At 35.9% G+C, this 23,798-nt stretch carries 13 protein-coding genes; all 13 read right to left on the bottom strand.

What is annotated here, in order from left to right:
* Window positions 1-3: 3 nt before the first annotated feature.
* Window positions 4-852, bottom strand: a complete 849-nt coding sequence (locus tag NTZ27_04880) for a DUF1460 domain-containing protein (protein MCX6174069.1) — start codon at window positions 850-852, stop codon at window positions 4-6.
* Window positions 849-2,327 carry a replicative DNA helicase gene (gene dnaB, locus NTZ27_04875; protein MCX6174068.1) on the bottom strand — a complete coding sequence of 493 codons (1,479 nt, stop codon included), beginning with the start codon at window positions 2,325-2,327 and terminating at the stop codon, window positions 849-851. Before dnaB ends, NTZ27_04880 begins: the two co-directional genes overlap by 4 nt.
* A gap of 1 nt (window position 2,328) precedes the next feature.
* Window positions 2,329-3,075, bottom strand: coding sequence for a uracil-DNA glycosylase (locus NTZ27_04870; protein MCX6174067.1), 747 nt, complete (start codon window positions 3,073-3,075; stop codon window positions 2,329-2,331).
* A gap of 145 nt (window positions 3,076-3,220) precedes the next feature.
* Window positions 3,221-3,520, bottom strand: a complete 300-nt coding sequence (locus tag NTZ27_04865) for a DNA-directed RNA polymerase subunit omega (protein ID MCX6174066.1) — start codon at window positions 3,518-3,520, stop codon at window positions 3,221-3,223.
* 13 nt (window positions 3,521-3,533) lie between these two features.
* On the bottom strand, window positions 3,534-4,097 hold the full coding sequence (gmk, locus tag NTZ27_04860) for a guanylate kinase (protein ID MCX6174065.1): 564 nt from the start codon (window positions 4,095-4,097) through the stop codon (window positions 3,534-3,536).
* A 3-nt stretch (window positions 4,098-4,100) separates the two neighbouring features.
* Entirely contained in the window at window positions 4,101-4,976 is an 876-nt protein-coding gene (locus tag NTZ27_04855; protein MCX6174064.1) for a YicC family protein, read from the bottom strand.
* 91 nt (window positions 4,977-5,067) lie between these two features.
* Window positions 5,068-7,194, bottom strand: a complete 2,127-nt coding sequence (locus NTZ27_04850; protein MCX6174063.1) for a BamA/TamA family outer membrane protein — start codon at window positions 7,192-7,194, stop codon at window positions 5,068-5,070.
* 10 nt (window positions 7,195-7,204) lie between these two features.
* Entirely contained in the window at window positions 7,205-7,831 is a 627-nt protein-coding gene (locus NTZ27_04845) for a L,D-transpeptidase (GenBank protein ID MCX6174062.1), read from the bottom strand.
* A gap of 125 nt (window positions 7,832-7,956) precedes the next feature.
* Complete coding sequence (pta, locus tag NTZ27_04840; GenBank protein ID MCX6174061.1) at window positions 7,957-10,209, bottom strand: phosphate acetyltransferase; 2,253 nt, start codon at window positions 10,207-10,209, stop codon at window positions 7,957-7,959.
* 195 nt (window positions 10,210-10,404) lie between these two features.
* On the bottom strand, window positions 10,405-13,203 hold the full coding sequence (locus NTZ27_04835) for a T9SS type A sorting domain-containing protein (GenBank protein ID MCX6174060.1): 2,799 nt from the start codon (window positions 13,201-13,203) through the stop codon (window positions 10,405-10,407).
* 140 nt (window positions 13,204-13,343) lie between these two features.
* Window positions 13,344-16,049: a hypothetical protein gene (locus NTZ27_04830; protein ID MCX6174059.1), complete on the bottom strand. Its 2,706-nt coding sequence runs from the start codon at window positions 16,047-16,049 to the stop codon at window positions 13,344-13,346.
* 90 nt (window positions 16,050-16,139) lie between these two features.
* Window positions 16,140-18,299: a hypothetical protein gene (locus NTZ27_04825; GenBank protein MCX6174058.1), complete on the bottom strand. Its 2,160-nt coding sequence runs from the start codon at window positions 18,297-18,299 to the stop codon at window positions 16,140-16,142.
* 18 nt (window positions 18,300-18,317) lie between these two features.
* Window positions 18,318-23,798, bottom strand: a 5,481-nt coding sequence (locus NTZ27_04820; GenBank protein ID MCX6174057.1) for a hypothetical protein, incomplete at its 5' end; no start/stop codon positions are given.

The following is a 23,798-nucleotide window of genomic DNA, read 5'->3' as shown; positions in this document are numbered from 1 at the left end:
ATTTTAATTCGGTCTTAAAACCATCACACCCGTTTGTTTCTTATTTCCTTTGATATAATCTGAAAGCGGCTTTTCTGTGATTTGAACTTTATACCCTACATTCGGTGCGTGCATTAAATGTATTCGTCCGTCATCCATACGGATTGCAATTCCCGTATGCGCAATGTCGAGTCCTTCAACGTTAGTTGTAATTCCAATAATATCCCCACTCTTAATTTTTCCCTCAACGGAAGCAATATCTTCTTGCGGAATGAAAAAATATTTCCGGGTGCTGATCTGCCGTTCAATATTTGAAATCTCTTTTACAAACTTTTGATTTTCTTTCAACTGTTTATAAGAATCAACATGAGTGCTCATAAAATTAATTTTCTTAACGTACCGTTTACCACCAATTTCTTTTGTGATGTCTTTCCCTATATCACGTTCGTCCATATCGTAGATCCAATCAGAAAAGTAATGCAGCCGTGAAGGATATTCCTTCAACTTTCCATCCCGGTATCGGATTTTGGTTAATTCTTTCTGATAATCTTCAAACGTTGTTTTCCCTTTTTTGATGCACCGCGCGAACACTAGCGAAGTTTCAAGAAAAGTGTAGCAGTCTAATCCTGTAAGATTAATAACAAGATTTTCCTTATCACCTTTCTCAAGAGTGTTGGCAACGTAATCTGTTCCAAGAAAACTTTTTCCGATCTCGATTATTATTTCATTGATAGGTAATGAAGAAAGGTTTTTTTCAGAAGAGAATTGAAATTTAGAATTGCAAACATCAACATCAGCTTGCGTGTAAATAGTTTGTGCATTCAAATCAAACGCAATGATAAGAAGAAATAGAAATGACAACAACTTTGTCATATCGGAAAGTCCTCTGCACCTTGAGCAATAGCCGCTTGTTCTGCGCCGGCTGGTAGTTGCTGTTGTCTAAACCGATCAAGATTTTCAAATTTTGCATAATCTTTTATGAAACGTAATTTAACTTCACCAATAGGACCGTTTCTTTGTTTACCAACAATTACTTCGGCAATACCTTCGGTTGATTCGCCGTTCATTTCACCGTAAGAGTATTGAGTTATGCCATAAACCTCAGGACGGTATAAGAACAATACAACATCTGCATCCTGTTCGATCGAACCGGACTCGCGTAAATCCGAAAGCATTGGTTTTTTATCCGAGCGTGCTTCCAACTGACGGTTTAACTGAGAAAGTGCAACAACAGGAATATTCAATTCCTTAGCAAGAGATTTTAACGAACGAGATATTGTTGAAATTTCCCGCTCACGGCTTTCCATATGAACAGTAGAGCTAAGAAGCTGTAAGTAATCAATAATTATCAATCCTATTTTTTTCTCATTCTTAAGTCTTCTCGCTTTTGCTCGGAGTTCAAGTATTGAAATAGCAGGAGTATCATCAATATAAATCGGTGCTTTACTAAGTTTGTGAACGGTACGGCTGATCTTCGCTCCCTCTTCTGCCTTAAACTTTCCTGTTCGTACGTTATGTGCATTGATACGAGCCTCGGCAGAAATTAATCTTGTAGCTAATTGAATAGTGGCCATTTCTAAACTGAATACACCTACAGGTACGTTATGATCTATTGCGGCATTGCGTGCGGCAGACATTGCGAATGCAGTTTTGCCCATAGAAGGACGGGAGGCAACTATAATTAAATCGGATTTTTGAAATCCACCGAGCAGATCATCTAATTCAAAAAATCCCGAAGGAACCGAAAATGTAGAAATATTTTTTGAGTGAATTGCTTCGATCAATTCAAGCGCTTCTTTAACTGCTTTATCCATTGACTTGAAGGATTCTTTAATTCCCTTTTCGGAAATTTGAAAGATCTTTGTTTCAGCAGCATCAAGCAGATCGAAAACATCTTCATTACCTGCATAAGCAGAACTGGCAATTTCCATGGATGAAGAAATCAATTGGCGGAGAATCCATTTTTCCATAACAACACGCGCGTGATAATCTATATTGGCAGCAGAAGAAATATCTTGAGATAATTTGCTGATATACGCTGCGCCGCCTGCTTCATCTGTCTTACTGGATTTTTTCAATTCTTCATAAACAGAAACAGTGTCTATCGGTTCGTTAGCTTCATACAAAGAAGCCATTGACTCAAATACAATCCTATTTCTTTTATCGAAAAAAGATTCCGGTTTTAGAATTTCGATTGCTTTAGGAACTGCATCTTCATCAATTAACATTGCACCAAGTACCGCCATCTCAACTTCGGTTGCAGATGGTGGTTGATTAGCCGACGCTATTAATTTTTCAATATCAATACTTCGTTTACTGCTTTTTCGGTTAGTTGTTCGCTTTGCCATTTTATTTTGCCGTTAATTCATCATACAGTTTTCTAAATTTTTGTACGTCTTCCCAACAGCCGCGTTTCCAATTAGGATTTCTTAAAAGCGCCGCGGGATGATATGTTGCCATTACTTTTATTCCATTAAATTCATAATTACTTTCACGTAACTGTCCCAATGAAAGTTTTTTATCAAGCAATCCGTTTGCTGCAACTCTGCCAAGACATAAAATAATTTTCGGTTGTATCAATTCTATTTGCTTATGAAGATATGGAATACAAGTTTCCATTTCCAGCGGAAGAGGATCCCGGTTATTCGGCGGACGGCATTTTAATATATTGGCGATGTAAACATCTTCTCTCTTAAAGTTTACAGCTTTCAATATATCATTCAATAATTTTCCCGCGCGACCAACAAATGGTTCACCTTGTAAATCCTCATCACGGCCGGGTGCTTCGCCTATCAACATTGCATTTGCATTAGGATTACCGACACCGAAGACAAATTTTGTTCTAGTTTTTCCAAGTGCACAATTTTGGCAATTACAAATCTTTGAGTTCAGCTCTTCTATTGATTCTGTCTTTTGGAAATCTTCAAGAAAGAGATTCTCTGCAACAGATATTTTATTCTCTAGTATTTCTTTAGCAACAGTATTTTTTTTCTTCATCGATTCCTCAATTGCAGTATCCACATTTTCAAACAAAAAATCACCAAAGATTTCCTGCTGGTCTTTAATTGCTTCTATCAATAATTTTTTTTCTATCATTTTCAAATCCTATTAAGGACTTAACACGATTGGCAGTAGGAAATTAACAAAATCTTTACTGAAAATTTAGCACTAACTTTAGCACAAAAAAGAAAAGCGGAGATCATTTGCTGATTTCCGCTTCATTAAAAGAAAAGCTAAATATTTATTTATCTTTTTCTGATTTGTATCTGTATTCGATCTTTGCATCAACTAATTCTTTCACAGCATTGATATGAGCTTTCTCGCGTTTTTCGAATTCTAACGAAAGCTTCATCTGTTCGGGATTTTCCCGGTCTTCAAATTCATCTTCGTGTCCGGATGTCATTGTGCTTAACAGCGAATTGAATTCGAGTTTATTGTCATCATTGAGTTTCCGTGCACGTTTTGCTGCAACAATAACGGCTTCATAAAGATTCGGTATGCTCGCTTTTATTTTGGTTAGGTTAATCGGTTTAATTGCCATTTTATTTCTCCTGTTATATTTCTTTTTCTATAATTTTTTTTACTTCTTTTTTTGCTTCTTCAAGATTCAAATTAGAAACCACATAATCAAATTGATCCTTAAAGCTCAATTCCATTTCAGCCCGCTCAATACGTTTCTTAAGATCTTCCTCTGTTTCAGTATTTCGTTTTATCAATCTGTCTTTTAGAACATCAATACTTGGTGGCGCAATAAATATTAGAACAGAATTTTTGTATGCTTTCTTGATACTTAAAGCACCTTTAACATCTACTTCAAAAACGTTTGATAAACCTTTTGCAAGATTACCGTCAACAAAATTTTTTAATGTCCCGTAATAATAATCGTAAAATTTTTCCCACTCAACAAATTCACCGGTATCAATCTTCTTTTTAAATTCTTCTTCCAATATAAAATAATAATCAACACCTTCTTTTTCAGTACTTCTTTTTTTTCTTGTAGTAGCCGAAACTGAAAAAACAAACTCGGGAAAATTTTTTAGCACATCACGAACTATGGTTGTTTTACCGGAACCGCTGGGCGCAGAAAATACGTATAATTTTGCCTTATGATTTGACACGGTTTACTCAATGTTCTGAATTTGTTCACGAATCTTTTCTATTTCTTCCTTTATAGAAATTCCATTGTGAGAAATTTCTGATGATACAGATTTACTATTTATTGTATTTGCTTCGCGATTCATTTCCTGAACTATAAAATTAAGTTTCCTTCCGGCATCATCTGATTTCGAAATTGTATCTAGAAACATTTTAATGTGGCTGCGTAAGCGAACGCATTCTTCCGTTACATCGGCACGTTCGGCAATTAACGCCAGTTCCATATTCAAGCGGTCTTGATTGTTAGATAGATCAGCAACTAATTGTTTTGCTTTTTCTTTTATCTTTTCAAAATAAGCTTTGATACTTTCTTCTGATGAGTTTTCAATTTTAGAAAGTGCCTTGCCGATCATTTGCACCCTTTTGCGTAAATCTTTTTCAAGCTCTTTTCCCTCAGCTTCACGCATTTTGTTTAATTCGTTAACAGCCGAATCAATCGCTTCAACAACAATCTCAAATTCTTCTCCGGCTTGTTCGTAATCATCTTTGAACAGCATATTCTGAAAAAGAAGAACATCGCTTAATTTAAGATTACCTTTTATCTTTGCGAACTTTTTAATATCCTTTAACAAACTAAGTGCATACTTAACGCCGGCAGGATCGATCTCATTAAATCGTTCTTCAATTTCTCCTTTACGGATTGAAACCGCCAAATAAACTTTTCCTCTTTTAATCCGGTTCTTAACTTTTTCGCGTATTTCAAATTCTTTGTTCATAAGAAACTTCGGAATTCGAAGCGAAAGATCAAGATATCGGCTGTTAAGACTTTTTAATTCGGCTTCAACGGTAATATCGTCTCTCTGAACGATAGCTTTACCATAGCCGGTCATACTTGAAATCATCTGGGGTTCCTAAAAAGTAATGACAAATTTAGTTAAAAATGCGTTGGTAAACAAAGTCGGATTATTGTGTGGTTTTCAAAAAAATAATGAATTAAAACGCTTCACCTATTCCAATGTGAAACTGAAGAATCTCTTTCCAGAATTCTTTGCTAACCATGGGACGACGGTCATTTGGATCGTAGATCTTAAAGCCGAAATCAATTCTTAAGGGAACAAAATCCGAGTAATATCTTAAACCAAAACCTGCAGCAACGGCAATTTCATCATAACGAAATTCTTGGTATCCGTTCCAAGTATTTCCATAATCAATAAAAAGTGCTGTGCCTAATCGTCCGATTAACCGGTTGCGTGTTTCAACCGAACCTTCCATCAAAAAGAATCCGCCGGTTGCAGCGCCTTTACCAAGAAAAGCTTCAAGATCATCTTGAGTGGGATTAGCGGCTAAATCAAACTCAACTTTTTTAGGAACAAGCTGGCGGGTTCCCCATCCGCGTACAGAATTACTTCCGCCGGCGTACAATCTTTGATTTAATGGAATAGCCGATTGTTCACCGCGGTAAGTAAAAATTTGTCCGATCTTAAATTTTATTCCTAATGCATCTACTTTGGAATTATAAACCGGTAAGTAAACCGATGAGGTAATAACACCCTTAAAAAATAATGGACGGGTAAAACCACTTTTAAATAATCTGCTGATCAGATATGGAATAGAGTTACCATCTTCTAACAAAAAAGAAAGAGCATAACCGTTTGAAGGGAAAAAAGTATCATTTGTTTTGTTAGCTCCTAAATTAATTCCGATTGCAGCATTCGTACTCTGGGAAATATATCTGCCGCCAAGGTCCTTATCTACATAATTACTTGCTACCGAATCTGCAAAATTCTTAGGAGCTCCATATTTGATTTGAAAAGATTGGCTTAATAAATTTTTTATATAAGCCGGTTTGTAATCATATTCAGATCGTTCAACATTTAAATATACGTTAAATGAATTGAAGTAGATAAACTGCGGAAGCTCAAAATCGAAACTTAACCTGCCGCCTATTATTATAGAGTTATATTCATTTTTTCTTTTTTGAGTGGTAAAATAAGTCTCAAGTTTTGTTGTTATTGGATCACCAAATAGAAACGGCTGTTCAATTGAAACACGTGCGTCGAAGTAGCCGTAAAATGCGGAATCTGCAAATGAAGGATTACGTAAGAACTCGGAAATGTTTTGTGCCGCAGCAGAAGTACCAATGGTAAATTTTCTTGCATCGCCGAGAAAATTTTTCTTGATAAAGTTCAGAGCTAAACCAAGATTAAAGGTATTATCCTCGTTGTTCATTATTATTTCAGGCGATAGTTCATGCATTAACCCGATATCCGCGCTAATGTTAAGAGGAACGTTATTGCCAACTGTATCTGATATAACACCCATTACAGCCGCTGAAGTAAAAAGATTCGTCCTAAACAATCTTACTTGTCCCCGCTGAATATCATAATTGCTGTACCAGCTTCCGATTTTTATTCCAACAATATCTTTCAACAAAGCATCATCAACTAAATCAACTCCTTTGCCTGTTCGTTGAGTGTACAAATCACTAATCTTATATCGGTTTCCAGGCATAAACTTTAATTCTACATCAACTTTATTTTTCATTGTATCAATAACAACAGTAGGTCTATCTGCACTAATGAGCATAAAACCGTGATCACGAAGGAAGGACGAAGTATAATTTTTCTTCTCATCAACAATTGCATCTTCGTAGATTTTATTCGTATCTACTTTACAATAATCGGTAAGTAATTCTTGAAATTCGGGTGCAATCCATTCCAAACCTTTCAAAGTCAATGAATTAAAATAAACCGGTTGAGATTCAAAGATCGTGTAAGATAATCGTGCTTCGTTATTTGATGAATCCAGTTGATAATTAGAATTAATTTTTACTTTGAAAAATCCGTTGGCATGATAAAAATTTTTGAGTGCATTTATATCTGATTGAATTAGCAGAGAATCAAAATAAACAGCTTTGCCTCCTAATGATGAAATCTTATTTAAGAGTTGCGACAACCAATTGGGTGATTCTTTAGAAAATATTATTTCCCTAAGGACAGATGAGGAAAAATTACTATTATTTTCAAAGTTAATCTGAGTAAGTTCAAATTTTTTATTTGGTTGTGCAAATAATCCTGCTGCAAATAGAAATATGAAAATGTATGAAAGCTTAAATTTCAACAGTAATCCTTCAATTAATTATTTTTACCTGAGTTCCAACTTTTATCACTGAGTATAACTCATCTATACTTTCGTTGCTAACCGCTATTGATCCGTTAGTCCAATTAAATGGGAACGGAAGATTTTTAAATATAATATTATATGTTCCAATACCATGTATTCCTATTTCTGAACTAAGTTTTGTTTCTTTAGGCGGACATTCATTTTTCTTGGCAGCTAGTATTATTGTGTTAAACTCATCATCGAAAATATATCCTTGTTTTAGAGCTTCGGCTGCATCTCGTTCATTCGGATAATCTAAATGTAAAAATTTATGGTACTTATTTAATGTATCAATTGCGCAAATTTTATAATCGCCGATAGGTGTAATATTATCCTCTGCAGAAGATTTTATTGTTCCTGAACTTTTACCAAATACAGCTTTGTATGTTTTAACTAAAATTTTATTTGAGTAAAGTGAAATTCGATAATCAGTTCTATCTATTACGAGATGTACGTTTTCAAGTTTTGCCAATCCTTTCTCAATCAATGCTTCTTTTAAGGTAACTTCTCGGAGATTGAGAATTATCCCATAAAAAATTAATCCGGCAAAAAATATCACAACGCTTCCGGAGATATATAAAATATTTTTTAACACTATAAATCTTGCCGATTAATCTGTGGCTAAGATAAAATTATCTATTCGTAATATAAATAACGAAAAGCCCAACTTCTAAATGAAGTTAGGCTTTTTCCAATTATCCGAATCAATAAAACATTCAATTATTTGTGGCTCTTTGCACCGACAACAGCAATAGCAGTCATATTAATAATATCATTAACAGTATCGCCTCGCTGAATAACATGAACAGGTTTTTTCATTCCCATCAGGATCGGACCAATCACTGTAGCATCGGTCAAACGCTGCAATAGTTTATAAGCAATATTTCCAGCTTCAAGAGTTGGGAAGATCAGAACGTTTGCACCACCTTTAAGTGATGAAAATGGATATTCTTTTTCCATTTTTTCAGCAACAACCGCAGTATCTGCCTGCATCTCACCATCAATAATAAGATCAGGTCTTTTCTGCTTCACAATTTTCACGGAATTTGAAACTTTAATTGTTTGCGGATAAGGAGCGCTTCCAAAATTACTGAATGAAAGCATTGCAATTTTAGGAATTATATCAAACTCTTTGACAGCATCTGCAGCATTAATAGCAATTTCTGCCAGCTGTTCTGGGGTAGGATCAACATTTACCGTACAATCGGCAAAGAAATATACTTTACGTTTAATGATTACAATATACATTCCGGATACAATTTTTAATCCTTCTTTCACACCTATACATTGAAGTGCTGGTCTGATTGTCTGAGGATAGTGTTGTGTTAGTCCGCCAACCATCGCGTCTGCATCACCCATTTCCACCATCATTGCTGCAAAGTAATTCGGATCGTGCATTAAAGCTTTTACATCTCGCGGAGTTATACCTTTACGTTGACGTTTTTTATAAAACACTTCTGAATATTGTTCATTTTTTTTCGTTGTCTCAGGATCTATTATTTCAAATTTATTTAGTTCATATCCTAAATCTTCAATTCGTGTTTTAATAATCTGTTCATTACCAAGCAGAATTGGTTTTGCAATGTTGTCATCATAAGCAGCATTAGCAGCGCGTATGATCTTCTCTTCTTCGCCTTCAGGAAAAACTACTTTCTTGGGATTTTGTTGAGCCTTGTGAACCATTACTCTAACTATTTCAGTTGAATATCCTAAACGCTCCTGCAATTGTACTTTGTATGCATCCCAATCAGTAATTGGATTTTTGGCTACACCGGTATCCATAGCAGCTTTTGCAACAGCAGGTGCAACATTCCATAGTACGCGCGGATCAAACGGTTTTGGAATTATATATTCCGGACCAAATGAAAATTCTTTTCCGCCATAAGCATTAAGAACTACTTCCGGAACTTTCTCTCTTGCAAGTTGAGCAAGAGCTTTTGTAGCAGCCATTTTCATTTGTTCATTAATTTTACTTGCGCGAACATCAAGTGTGCCGCGGAATATAAATGGGAATCCAAGAACATTATTAACTTGGTTGGGATAATCACTTCTTCCGGTTGCCATAATAATGTCTTTGCGTGCATCAATTGCATCTTCGTACTTGATTTCTGGATCTGGATTAGCCATAGCAAATACAATCGGATTCTTTGCCATGCTCTTAACCATTTCTTTCGAAACAATATTTCCTTTTGACAATCCAACGAACACATCTGCTTCTTTCATTCCATCGGCTAAATCTGCATACTGGTTATCCTGGGCAAATAATTCTTTGTATTTATTTAGATCAGTTCTTTTTTTGTTGACGTGCCCTTTTGTATCAAACATTGAAATGTTTTCTCTCTTAACACCCGCGGCAACATATAATTTACAACAAGAAATGGCAGCAGCACCGGCACCGTTAACAACAAGATGAATTTTGTCTAATTTTTTCCCGGCGATTTCCACAGCATTAATCAAAGCGGCGCAAGAAATTATTGCTGTTCCGTGCTGGTCATCATGGAATACAGGTATGTTCATAGTCTTAATTAGTTCTTCTTCAATCTCAAAACATTCCGGCGCTTTGATGTCTTCAAGATTAATCCCGCCAAAAGTAGGTTCCATTAATTGAACTGCACGGATTACTTCTTTTGGATCATGTGTTTTCAATTCAATGTCGAATACATCTATATCAGCGAATCGTTTAAACAAAACACCTTTACCTTCCATAACAGGTTTACCTGCATGCGGACCAATATCACCTAATCCTAATACTGCAGTTCCGTTTGAAACAACAGCAACCAAATTTCCTTTTGCAGTATACTTGTAAACATCGTCGTCATTTTTTTCAATCTCTCTACACGGTTCTGCTACACCCGGAGTGTAGGCAAGTGATAATTCTCTAGCAGTATAACATGGTTTGGTCGGAACGACTTCAATCTTACCTTTTCTTCCCTCACTATGATACTTCAGCGCCTCTTCTTTTGTTACGCTCATAATTTTTTCCCTTATGTTGATCTATGATATGTGTCTTCGATATGATTAATAAGATGAATTTGTCTAACTAAAAATATGGATATTCTATCAAAGTAAAAAGTAGTTAAAAGTTGTTGATACACCATAGGACTATCCACTAAACAAAAAAGCCAGAGCAGTTATACTCTGGCTTTATGTCAAAAAAAGTACAAGATTTTATTTCATCAAAATCATTTTCTTGCTTAAAGAAAAATCACTAGTTCTAATAGTATAGAAATATATTCCGCTTGATAATTCTCTTGCATTGAAAATTATTTCATAATGACCGGGATTTTTCTCCTCATTAACTAATATTTTGATTTCTCTCCCAAGAATATCGTAAACACTAATAGTTACAAAACCCGTTTTAGGTATATCATATTTTATTGTTGTAGTTGGATTGAATGGATTGGGATAGTTTTGTGAAAGATCAAATTTTGTTGAAATATCCGCTTGATTATTTTCAACACCTACAACTGTAATAGTGAATTTTCCTGTACCGCTTTGTGTTCTATAATTTGCATCACCTTCAAATATCACTTCTTCAACATGTACAATATCAGTATCGTCCCATCTACTCGATTGGATAGCTAATCCGCTTGAATTCGTTATGCCCGATCCTGCATAAACTTTTGCAGTATCTCCTTCCCTTGTTCCATACGAGATTTTATAAAACTTTAGTGCCTGGCCAGAAACACCTTTTCCGTTTTCGTCATTGTCTGTTAAAGTTGCCTCTAACGTTATTGTCTGTCCTACACTACCGCTCTTATTTGCAACTGATATACTTGTAGTATGTCTTACTACTGTCAATGTACCCACACCGTTTTGTGCGCTGTAATTTACATCTCCGGCAAATTCTACTCTCATCGAATGTGCAACTGAATCCTGTGGTGCTGTGATCGAATGTGTTGCTGAATCCTGTGGTATTGTGTACATTAAACTCGCTATTCCGCTTGAGTTGGTTGTTGCAGAATTAATATATACGCTATCCTGATAAAACTTTAATCTCTGGTTTGGTAAGTTTGTGTTACCAGTTAAGCCAGTCTCATGCAGCTTGGCGGTTAGCAAAACTGACTTTCCCCACTTACTGGCCACGTTTGTCATTTGTATGATGCAACTTTTTAGTGTATATGTAATTGTTCCTGTATTGCTTTGCGGACTGTAATTTACATCTCCGGCATATGAAGCTGTGATCGAATGTGAAACTGAATCCTGCGGTAGAGTGAATGATATGCTCGCAACTCCGCTTGCATTCGTTGTACCTGATTTGACATATACTTTATCAATGTAAAACTTCAAAATCTGGTTGGGAATACCGTTCCCGCTATTATCATTATCAGTTAGGGCTAAATCTTGTGTATATATCTTTCCTGCACCACCGTCGTGACCTCTTATCGATAGAGTGGTAACATGTCTTACTACCGTTAATTTCCCCGTACCGCTTTGTGCATTATAATTTGCATCTCCCACATATGTTGCTGAGATTGAATGTGCAACTGAATCTTGTGGTGCTGAGATTGAATGTGTGACTGAATCCTGTGGTATAGTGTACATTACGCTCGCTACTCCGCTTGCGTTGGTTGTGCCTGATTTAACATACACACTATCCATATAAAACTTTATTTCTTGATTAGGTAAGTTCGTATTACCTGTTAAGCCAGTCTTTTGCAGTCTCGCCGTCAACAATATTGTCTTTCCCCACTTACCAGCTGTATCTGTTATTTGTATTGCTGTCATTTTTTTTAATGTTCCTGTACCACTCTTTGGACTATAATTTGCATCTCCGGCAAATGACGCCACGAATTCTAATTCCGACCCTTGGAGTTCTAACACTACGTTCGTAGTTCCATCTGAGTTAGTTATGCCCGAGCCTACATATACCCTTGTTGTATTTCCTTCTCTTGTTCCCGGAGAGATTTTATAAAACTTTAGTTCTTGGTTAGAAACACCTTTTCCGTCGTTGTCATTGTCCACCAAAGTTGCAACAAGCACAACCGGTTGTCCATAAATAGCGATCGTTGGTGTTACAACTACACCTGTAACATGTCTTACTATCGTCAATGTACCCGTTCCGCTTTGTGCATTATAATTTGCATCTCCCACATATGTTGCTGAGATTGAATGTGCGACTGAATCTTGTGGTGCTGAGATTGAATGTGTGGCTGAATCCTGTGGTATAGTATATATCAAACTCGCTACTCCGCTTGCGTTGGTTGTGCCTGATTTAACATACACACTGTCCATATAAAACTTTAGTACTTGGTTAGGTAAGTTTGTATTACCTGCTGCACCGATCTCCTGTAGCTTCGCTGTCAACAAAACAGACTTACCCCATTTACCAACTACATTCGTTAATTGTATGACGCAATTCTTTTTTGTTGCAGTTGCACCTGTAATAACAATATTATTATGAACAGCAAAAGTAGGACTCATCGCTATGCTGTTTAATATCGCATAAGGATAGATTCTAAGAGAAAATGTGGTACCGCCAACTACTGCAACATTTACACTTTGGGTAAATTGCAACATTGCAGGATTCGGGTATGCTAAAGGACCTGAATTCAATAATGTTCTTGTTTGCCAACCATCAGTTGAATAATAAACATTCGACTGAATATGACCATTGATGCCTGCAGCGCCATAATTAAAGGAAACGTTTGTTACAGTAAAACTATTTCCAATTGTAAATAAAGCGTCAAACTGAATATAACGTGTAGCTTCTTCAGCACCTGCTATCCAGCCTGCAGTATTTTCCCAAAGCCTTTGACCGTCGTTGCTGTAATCGAAAACACTCATTCCAAATTGTCCGGAACCCGAATTTATAGATTCCGCTGACCCTGTTACATTGCCAACACTTGCAGAAGTCAATTGAGTTGTATTGTTAAGTGCCCATGTAACAGAAGCAGCTTGTGCAAATATGTTTGTAGCATAGAACAAGCCGGAAAGAACTACAAACACTGTATAAAGTTTTTTCATATTAATCTCGCTCTTTAAATAAATCTTTATCGTTGAAAATTATTTTTCAACATGATCAAACCATTAGCAAAAAACAGAATAACCTATAACACAAAAACTTCCTATTAATTAATAATTGCTCCCACTTTTCATTGCTTGTATCACCAATTCATAGACACCGTAGCTTGTAGCATAGCATCGTTATAGTTATTTCCTCCGCCTGAAAGATCCTTATAGTTTGATATATTCCCTTGAAGTTCGAATCTTAGCCATTGATAAAGAATTATATTTGAGCCCATATAAATCATAGTTTTCTTTGTCTGATTCTCCTCGTTGGAGATAGTTCCGCCAAGATTTGCGGAAATCATTTCACTTAATTGATAATTGCCGTTCAAATCAAATTCCGTTATACTACTTGATATAGAAAGAATTTTAGATTGAGTCAAACTTAAAGTCGAACTCAATGTCAGTGGAAATTCAAAACTGAAACTCTGGTTTAACATATAAGATTCATTCGAGAACTTGTTTGATATAATTCCAATCTTATTGTTTTGCCATTGGCCAGTAAACGAAAGCATTGTTGAAGCAGATACACTGGATAACTGATAAGAATAGCCGGTCATTAAAGAGAACAAATCGGATGTGTTTTCCATCTTTTGAGCAGCGATAACATTATCATTACTTTGTGAATATGGAGAATAATTTATTTGAACAAACGGCAGATTCGGAAAATAAAAACCGAGATTAATACCAAACGATGTAGTTGTTGTTGTGGATTGCTTCCAATTGATCAGATTATCATTGTAAACTTTGAAGAACGTTTTCATTGTTATTTTTTTATCAGCAAACTTCTGGTCGAAATTAAAATCGAATTGGAATTGATCTTGTCTTAAACTCGGTGCTGCTAACGACATAAATCCAGGACCAATTCTTCTTACTCCTAAAGAAAGTAATGTTGCACTCGGCTCATTATTAAAAGCTATTTTTCCTTTCCAAGCGTAATCAAATGATGTGCTCAACTTCGGCGTTAATAAATTTTTAACAAAGCCCGGAATTGAACTACTAACAAAATCTGCATCGTTTAAATCTCGCGTAAAACCAGATACCGCTGCTTCACCGTTTATCTCGATCAATTTTTGAAATAAGTTAAGTTTACCTTCAGATCCTAACACAACGTTTTCCTGCGGCGTTAATAATGGGTTTAATGAACTTACTAATATCGAATTCAGATCATCCTTCATTTTTAATGCAGTTAAAAAGAAATGTGCATTTTCTTTTTCACCCAATCCAATTCGACCGGCTAAAAATGATCTCTTAAAAGAAACATTATCGATACCATCTAAATTATTCCCGGCAGCAACGGCAAAGTATAATATTCCCGGGTTGAACTCCACATTCAATCCGTTAACCGGTACGCCGCTTACCGTTAACTCTGAATAATCAGGATATGTTCTTCCGATTCCGAGCGTTTTAATATTTAGAAAGAGTTTTTCCGCTGGAGAGATTAGTCCAAGTTTTTCTGCGTTCTCTTCTAGTTTATTCGGATCGTTTAACGCTATATCTGTAAGTTTTCCTAAAGTAGAATCGACAGATGATGCAATCTCCTTAACTTTTTCAGAAATACGATCTTTTATTTTTGATTTCAGTAGATCAATATCCAGCATAAATGAAACGCTGTTCAAACTTTGCCTATTCGAATTGTTTAATGATGAGAGATAAATATTCATCCCGAATGGAATATCATAAATTGAAAGTCTCGGATTAATTTCTAAAGTCTGGTAGTTTGAAGGAAGCTGTGAGAATTGTGCGGGTTTACTGCTTGTTATTTGGGTAAGCTTTGCATCACCGTAAAACTTAAAATTACTTGGACTACCAAATAGATCAATCTGTGCCGGAGCTCCAAAGAAATTTAAGATAGATGTTCCATAATTTTTATTTGTGTTTGTGAAAGATGACAAACCTGATGGCAGTCCAGATTTTTCATTAATAAAAGTTTCACTGTATTGAGTAGTGCCGGCATTGCTAACATCATATCTTATTTTCCTTTCTTCACCACCTTGAATTTCAAAAGATCTTATTTCACTTTCCTGTGTTTTGAAATCATCAATAAAACATTCAATCTCCCATGCATATCTTTTTCCCGGAACCAATTGCCGAGCGGCTACCGGATATCGCAACACAGTTGAGGAAATCATTGGTGATTGATAATACAATGGGTTGGATGCCATTGCCGAATGTACAGACTGATACCCAAGAATTTCTACTAGTTTCAATCTGTAACTAATTCTCGCGTCCGGTGGTACTGGAACCGGCGGCAACCAGGAAAAGATAATTACCGGAGGCCCACTCATATTTTTTAATTTTTGATTTTCAGATTCTTCCGCAGAGATATTACCGATAACTTCTTGATCTAATGGACTTATCAATTCCATCCGGTTTAAATTTTCGATTGTAGTTTGAATGCAGTCGGATGCAATTTGTATTCCATCTACTGCTTGGAACACGGCAACACAAATATCATAACTTCCTGAAGGAAGGCTACCGGTATTCATTATAATATTTTTATATCGAGTGTTCGATTCACTTACAGTGAATGGGCCGAGATCCCGACCATTAACATTCTTTACGCCGGGTTGCAAACTAATCACAGATGAAGTTGCTTCGATAATTTTTCCTTGCAAAGATTCTGTTGCGGTTCCTTTTAAATAAACATTTACAGTTTTTTCACTGTTGTTGATTAAAACAATTTTCCAGAATTGCTCAACCTTGAATTGATATGGGGACGGCTGTTGAAGATGAACGGTAACTTGAGCGTAAGAGCTTATTGTTACTATGAAGAACAGTAATATTATTTTAATTGCTTTCATTTTTTTCCCTTCAAATAGTAGTGATGTCATGAATAGTATTCTAATACCACTTTGAATTATTTAATTAGATGAACTGATTGTATGATTTTACTATTCAATAATTTTACCGAGCACGTTGCTAAATTTTGATTGACCGCCGTCTCCCGTAATAACTTTAACTGCATAGTAATTTTCCTTATTAGTATTTTTATCGGTATATGATTTTTCTTTTGTCGTGTCGTATTGTTTTAATTGTCCCTTATCATCCTTCTTATAAATCACAAAAGTGTGTTCTGTTTTTAAAGCAGGGTATTCCCAGCTGAGAATGATATTTTTCTTTTCAACTTTTGCCATGAAGTTTTCAATTGAAGGCCTTATGCCTGTATCATAAGGTTTACCATATACTACCGAAGCATATTTAGAATACAGCCCACTTAAATCTTTGGCCCTAATTGAATAATAATACGTAATACCAGTTGTTACCGTGGTGTCTATGTATTTGTTAGCGGTTGACTCCGTTGTCTTAAGAATTTCCCACTTACCTTTTAGATCTGTTTTTCTATATATGATATGTTCTTTAACATCTTCGCTGCTGCTTGGCACAAAATGCAATTCAATCTTTTTTTCTCCTACAATCACATCATTAAATACAGGGGAAACGGGGGGAATTGTATCAGGCCGTGCTACTTTCATCACATTCGAAAACTCTGATTGATTGTAATTGAAATCCAGTGCTTTAATTTTGTAATAAATGAAAGGTGTTAATGAATTCAATGTAACGGTATCTTTAAATACTGTTTGCACCACTTGTACTAAAGAGTCATTATTCATAAAACTTTCATGAATAACAGAGAATTCATGTTCAGGACTATTTGATTTATAAAGTCTATATCCCATTAAATCCTTTTCTTTATTTTTCTGAACTGTGATTGTCACTACTCCAAGCGAATCTATTTTGCCGGAAATAAAAACCGGTTTAACCGGGGGTATAGAATCTATTAATGTAACAGAAACCGGATACGAAGAGCTAACATTTTTTGCAGTATCAACTGCCTGAACTACATAATAATTTGGCTGACCGGTGATGAAGGTAGTATCTGTAAATGTCCTGGTATCTTTTGAAAGCATTCCGCTGTGTAGTACTTTAAATTCTCCTTCATTTTTATTTGATCGAGCTACAAAAAATCCTTTCAAGTCTGGCGCCGGAATCGGATTCATTTTCCATGTAACCAAAACCTCTTTGGCTTTTACATGTTGTGGCTGTTGTAGAAATGGTTGTTCGGGAGGAGTTAAATCTTTCGGCATAGCTTTAACTTCTGCAAATTGTACTTTTTCTCCAAACAAAGTGTAGCCAAAAAATCTATAAGTATATATCTTATAGTTGATCAAATTTTTGTCATTATATCCGCTTCTGGATTCACCTTCATAATTGCTTCCTTCAAGACTATGTATTGGAGCTTTATTTAACTGAGTAAATGTGGTCTCGCCAGGATTAGCCCGCTCTACAAAATATCCTGAAAGTTCCGGCATATCTAACCAAGCAAAAAATAATTCTGTATCTCCCTGCTTTACATATACATGATTATCGTAACCTTTCTTAAGTTTCTCAGCAACAATAAAATAATCCACAGGAATAATTTTGTACATATTAGATGCACTTAAAGGTCTAACTCTATAGATATACGATTTACCTTTTATGGCCGTACTATCTGTATAACCTAAACCCAATGCATTGGCAACATTTGCATTTTGTAATGCGGATAGTGCAAAAACCATGTACTCATAATCTTCCTTACTTTTCTGATCTTTTAATTCTGCAATGCCTTTGTCAAAACTGAAAACTCCACCTTCTCGTTTAGAAATATTTTTTAGAAAATCTCTGGCAACCTCTAATTCATTTTTTGAGTCTAAGTTTTTTTCGTTACTAATAGCGGTTTCCCATTGATTATCTTTATATGGAAATACTTTTGCAATTTCTACATAAACCAAAGTATCGGTTTGTTTTCTTTTAACTTTTGAATCGAAAAGTGTTCTTTCAATACTAAATCCATTTTTAAAACCAATTTCTAGAACCGATTTTTTATCAGAGAAAAATCGTAGTTCAACACCTTTGCCTTCTGTATATCTGCCAACAACATTAACATAGCTTGTTGGAATTGTTGTGGTATCTGCCTTTTGAGCAAAGCCGATGTTTGCAAATAAAAACATGGCAACGATATATATTAAGCACATTTTGTGCTTTAGCATATTTGATATTAATAAGTTTTTCATAGTTGATCTTTTATTTTATTATTTATTTATTAAAGTGTTTTTTGAATTAAGCGTACTTGCAACTGTAACCATTGGTCCTGTTCTGAATTTTTTAGTAACAGTTTGAGTAACAACATTATTATTCTTGTTCTTTGCATCAATCCAGCTATTGCTAACAAATTCTTTTAATGTAGCAGTTACAGTAAAAGTATAATCCTTATCTACTGTTAAATTATTTTTAACCTCTGGGGCTTCAGGGGGTAAATTATTATAAGTATTACTGGCCGGTGGTAACGGATAAGTAGTAATTATTTGTCCACTACTGGCAGTATTTTTTATAACGGTATTGTTAAGAAGTATGTTAGTATTAACTGTGTTACTTTTAGCTTGAGTCTGACTAATTGTTTTAGCTGTTGTTGTATTTATTGTGTTTGGAGTTGAAACGGTATATAAATACTCACCTAGATTATTTTCATTTTTCTTTAATACAACATTCGATAGTGAACCATCAGCATTATGAATTTTCAAGTTTGTGCTTACTACCATTTTAAAAGTTCTATTTTTTATAGAACCATCCGATTGTTGCTCAGATACATCAAAAATATTGTCGGGAATCAATCCATACTCTACCGATAAAGGAGATGTGATAGGAAAGTCATATTGTTGTGCGGGATGTACATATTGTATTAATAATTGTTGTTGGTCTTGAGCAGCATCTCCTTGTACAACTGTTGCACCATCTCCTGCACTGGTTATTCCGGAACAATTAGTACCGTATTCAAAACTCTTATTAAATGATGTATTTACCAGATAATGATCTTGAGGATGTACGCATGCTGACCACCCCCAATCAGTGTAAGAATTGTAGTACCAATCACCAGTAGAATGTGTCCATGTAGTAAAATGTCCAATTTTAACAGACCCTTCCACTAAGCCAGTTACATAAACTGGATTTGGAAATTTTCCTTGCAGCCAACCCCCGGCTTTTATATCGGCTATGTTCCAGGTCGTACTATTATGTTTTACAGATGCTAATACAGAAGCATAAAAGCCTATACTTCCTGAGGCTTGCCATCCATTAATTCCAATTCGTTCGGAAGGATACTCACAGTTGTTTCCATTATATTCTGCGAATGCCAGATTTAACTCGGCACCTGCATTTAATTTCAATTCTGCAGAATAACTACCAACTAAATTAAAATTAACGTCTTTGTTAAATTTAAATCCTATACCTAATGCAAATCCTTTGCCGGTTGCCGTGAGTGTATTAGTAGGTATTACAGGAATACCCGGGTCAGTTCCAAATACACCATGATAACCATCCTTAAACGTTTGTGTAAATCCGGAAGGGGCTACGATATCATTCCCAAACATTAAATACTCATATAAGTGAACACCAAAAACATCTACTTGATTTAATCCGTTAGGCACCGGCTCTCCAAATTTGAAAAACCATTTATTTGTTTTTCCTCTTATGTCCAACACAAGATTTGCTGGACTTGGAGTAGTAATAGGCGTAGCGTTTACATTAACACTTGCGGAAAGATTAAAATGCTTATCGGGAAAATTATAACTTACATTAACATTTCCACTAATGTTAGCCGTCGGTCGCTTTGCAAAACCGGCACCAACCCAAAAGTCACCTGTAAAGGCAATATATGTTAAACCCTGGCTCTTTGAGAACTGTGCTAATAGTCCTACGTCTGCATTGAAAGTTTCTTCTTTCGGTGTAGTTGCAATTGTAGCTGCGACTCTCAAGCCCATTGTCGATTTCAAAGGAGTAAAAGTAAATTTCTTGCCTGATGGTGTTTTAGTAGAGGTACCCGGTGTTGCTAACATATTATAGTAGGCCCCGCCGCCAAAACCTCTGAAGGCAAGACCCGTTAAAAAAGGAACGCCCGGAGGTGGTAAAAGTACATCCGCTTCTACTCGCCAATACCTGTATAAACTGCCATATAAGTAATTAGTATTTCCAAACTCGACTAATGCCCTTGCTTTAAGACCAACAGATGTAAATGCAACATTTAATTCTCCAAGAAAGCCATTACCATAAACAGGATCTTCATTTCGAATACTTATATTACCATCAATCTTCACAGCCGGCATATCTGCATGAACTGAAATACTGTCAAGAAAAACTTCTATGAACTTCGGCGTAAATTTTTTGTCGGTTTTATTCAATTCTATAGCAAATGATGCACCCAATGTGGTTGCGCCACCTATGTCTTCGGTGAGGTTGGCAACTATATCAATCATCAGCGCCCCTCTTAAAAGCTCCATCTTCGGGCTGGGCAAACTCGCTTTTGTTAACGATTTATAATAGATTTTTTTAATTGAGACAGGAAAATTTGCCAACCATTTTGGGGGACTCGCAAAGCTCCATGTACCGGGATTAAAATTGAGTGTATTTGTAGTTGAATTATAAGCATAGTTTAATCCTACATTCTCAAAACCCAGTTCCATCTTTATACCTTTAATTGGAAAGTTAGGACTATCCCACTTAAAAGTACCGTTCAAATTAATTGAAAGAGTGTTTAAGTTTGGAGAAAGATTCGCCGAAATATTTGAGGTTGGTAGTAATGTTAGTTTGCCTTTAAAAATATCGGCATCAATCGGACCCACAGGAAGTATAGCTATTTGAAAATTATTTCCACTCGATACCTGGTTGAATGTGGCTGTGTATTTTAAACTATTTTGAGTTGTAACTTCACTTATTGGCAATACAAGTATGCCCTTGGCTTTTCCGCTGACTAAAGAGCTACTGATAATAGAAATCTCAACCGTATCCAGACTGGCACTTAAATCAGCTATCCTTCCTGATTGCAAATTGAAAACGTTTACAGCTTTTATTTTCGTGGTTAGCCCCATATCATCAATTACGAAATTAGATGCTGTTACGACTGGTGCAGTAAGATTAGTTCCCGTTTTCCATGTATCAGGTAAAGTGAGGACAAAAGATTTAACATAGAATCCTTTCCATGTTACTGTTGAATCGTTTGGGTAGTTGCTAGGGAAATGCATGTCCAGGGGATTTCTACTATCTGAAAGATCGAGTGACATCGGGCTTGCCTGAATCTTTATTCCATTTGTGCCGACAATTTCACAACTATCTAAAGTGCCGGCAAGCAGAATATCATGCATGCTAGTTCCATTTCCTGAAATGGTTGCTTTAACCGAATCTGTTGAAGTAGGAATTGGAAGTAACCAATCTCTGGTAAACTTAACTTCGAGTCCAAGACTTATATCTTTAACGCCAGTGCTATCCCATTCAACATAACATCCGGAATTAGGTGTCCCCTTTTTAAAGTTGAAAATCATTTTAGGAGTAGCTATGGTGTTGGGAATTTTTATGTCTTCTGCAAGTTCCACACGACCGCTGGAAAAATTTATACTGGAAGGATGTATAGGAAAATATTTTCCCGCAAATCCTAAAGTATAAGGTGTGCCCGCTTTTGTAAATTTTTCCTGCGCTAAAAAATTTATTTTAGATGAATCTTTTTTGAAGACCATTTCAGTAATTACCAATTTCTGATTGCCATTATTGAATTGCAAACCAAAAGGCATTTTAAGTGAATAGTCTGGTAGTACAGGAGGCGGAATATTACTTTGGTAGTTTATTTGCGGCTGACCATAGTTAAGACTATTAACCCAGGTAACGAGGTTATCAATTTTACCATTCGACCAGTTTACCATATGATCTACAACATTAGCTGCACCCGGTCCTGTTAGAACACTCTCAGCCCATGCTAGCGGATATGCTAAATAAGATGTACTGGAACTTCCGCTTTCTGTAGTTACAATTCCACCGGATGTTAATCGTCTAGTTGTATCAACTCGAATTTTTTTAAACTCGACAGCAACATTTGTCCCCAACCAATTAATGTGGACTCTTCCTTTACCTGTTACTGAGCTATCCGCTTCGGTAGTTACGTCGGTAACGATAACTTTAAATTCTCCATTATGTCCGGCCTTAATTGTATCACCTACTGCTACTGTTCCCGTTCCTCCTGATAATGTACTATCAGTTGGATTAGTGACATGCGATCTATTTGATTTATTAAGAACACTAGAGTTCTTACAAATTAAAACTTCCTCCTTATCTAACCATTCATAATCTACCTGTATTGGATTAGTAGTATTACTCTGTAATGAAATATTCCCTAAATCAGTTATACCATTTGGAATATCACCGGAATTGTTAGTCCACTTCACACCGCTTGAACCAGGAGGAAATTTCGACGGAGTACGCTGCCAACCACCTGAGACACCTCCAACAATTGAAACAATAGAATCACCCTTGACTGCAATTCGAAAGCTTCCCGGCTTATTACCAGCGAACTTTCCGGTATAATTATTAGTTATTAAAAGCTTATAAGAAAGTGTGTCACTCTGGGTAGTTTTTTTAAATTCTACTTTAAAAACATCACATTGTTTTATCTCTGTAATCTTTTCAGGCAGTTCTTCACTACCATAAATAAAACTCCACGTCTCACTTTTTCCAATCTCATTATTATCTGTATAGGCTGCTATTTGCCATGCATACTTCTTCCCCTTTTCGAACTTCCTTGCAGCAACGGGATATATTAATGTCGTTGTTTTAATATCCTCTCTCTCAAACCATGCCGGGTTTTGTTTAACTGCTTCAGAAGGAGATTGATTATTGAGTATCTCAACTACTTTAATTCTATAATTATAATCATCGCCGTGTTTAATTGATGGAAGCATCCAGGTAAACAAAATCGGCTGATTCGAATTTATTTTTGAACCGTCGGCGGGAGAAATAAGCTGTGGACTTACATCTTCCGTAATTACAGTGGCTATGGTTTGATCAATACAATCTCTGGCTATTTCCTCACCCTTTTCATTTTTAACAGACACACAGATAGTGTAATTACCATCAGGCGCATTCATATTTTTTTCGAATGCTTCCTGAAGTTTTGTGTTGCGGTAGGTTATGCCTGCTAAATTGAAATCACTGAATGAAAAACTTTTTGATCCTGAGATCACGACCGATCTTAATTTACTCTCGGCCTGAATTCCAAGATTATAGTCCTTAATATCAATACTAATACGAAATGCCTTGTAGGCTACCGCGCTTGCATTAGTTGCAACTAATCTCCAGAGATCTGTTTTCTTCAGCTGATTTGGCGGAGGCGGAATTAATCTCACGGTAAGATGTGGGCTTACCTCTTCCGGAATTATTGTGGTAATGGTTTGGTCAATGCAATCTCTGGCTACTTCCTCACCTTTTTCATTTTTAACATATACGCAGATGGTGTAATTTCCATCAGGCGCATTCATATTCTTACCAAATGCTTCCTGAAGTTTTGTGTTGCGGTAGGTTAAATCTGCTAAATTGAAATCATTGAATGAAAAATTTTTTGATCCTGAGATCATGACCGATCTTAATTTACTCTCGACTTGAATTCCGGTAGTTTTTTCTTTTAGATCAACTGTAATAAGAAATGCATTGTAACCTAAGGCGCTAGCATTTGTTGCTACAATTCTCCAAAGGTTTGT

The organism is Ignavibacteriales bacterium (assembly GCA_026390775.1).
In the GTDB taxonomy this organism is placed as follows: Bacteria; Bacteroidota; Ignavibacteria; order Ignavibacteriales; family Melioribacteraceae; genus Fen-1258.
Note: the sequence above shows the minus strand (reverse complement) of the source record. Positions and strands in the feature narration are given on the sequence as shown.

Coding starts and splice junctions, on each gene's coding strand:
- NTZ27_04830 (MCX6174059.1), bottom strand. CDS start 16,049: ATGAAAGCAATTAAAATAATATTACTGTTCTTCATAGTAACAATAAGC.
- pta (MCX6174061.1), bottom strand. CDS start 10,209: ATGAGCGTAACAAAAGAAGAGGCGCTGAAGTATCATAGTGAGGGAAGA.
- NTZ27_04870 (MCX6174067.1), bottom strand. CDS start 3,075: ATGATAGAAAAAAAATTATTGATAGAAGCAATTAAAGACCAGCAGGAA.
- NTZ27_04835 (MCX6174060.1), bottom strand. CDS start 13,203: ATGAAAAAACTTTATACAGTGTTTGTAGTTCTTTCCGGCTTGTTCTAT.
- dnaB (MCX6174068.1), bottom strand. CDS start 2,327: ATGGCAAAGCGAACAACTAACCGAAAAAGCAGTAAACGAAGTATTGAT.
- NTZ27_04865 (MCX6174066.1), bottom strand. CDS start 3,520: ATGGCAATTAAACCGATTAACCTAACCAAAATAAAAGCGAGCATACCG.
- NTZ27_04825 (MCX6174058.1), bottom strand. CDS start 18,299: ATGAAAAACTTATTAATATCAAATATGCTAAAGCACAAAATGTGCTTA.
- NTZ27_04855 (MCX6174064.1), bottom strand. CDS start 4,976: ATGATTTCAAGTATGACCGGCTATGGTAAAGCTATCGTTCAGAGAGAC.
- NTZ27_04880 (MCX6174069.1), bottom strand. CDS start 852: ATGACAAAGTTGTTGTCATTTCTATTTCTTCTTATCATTGCGTTTGAT.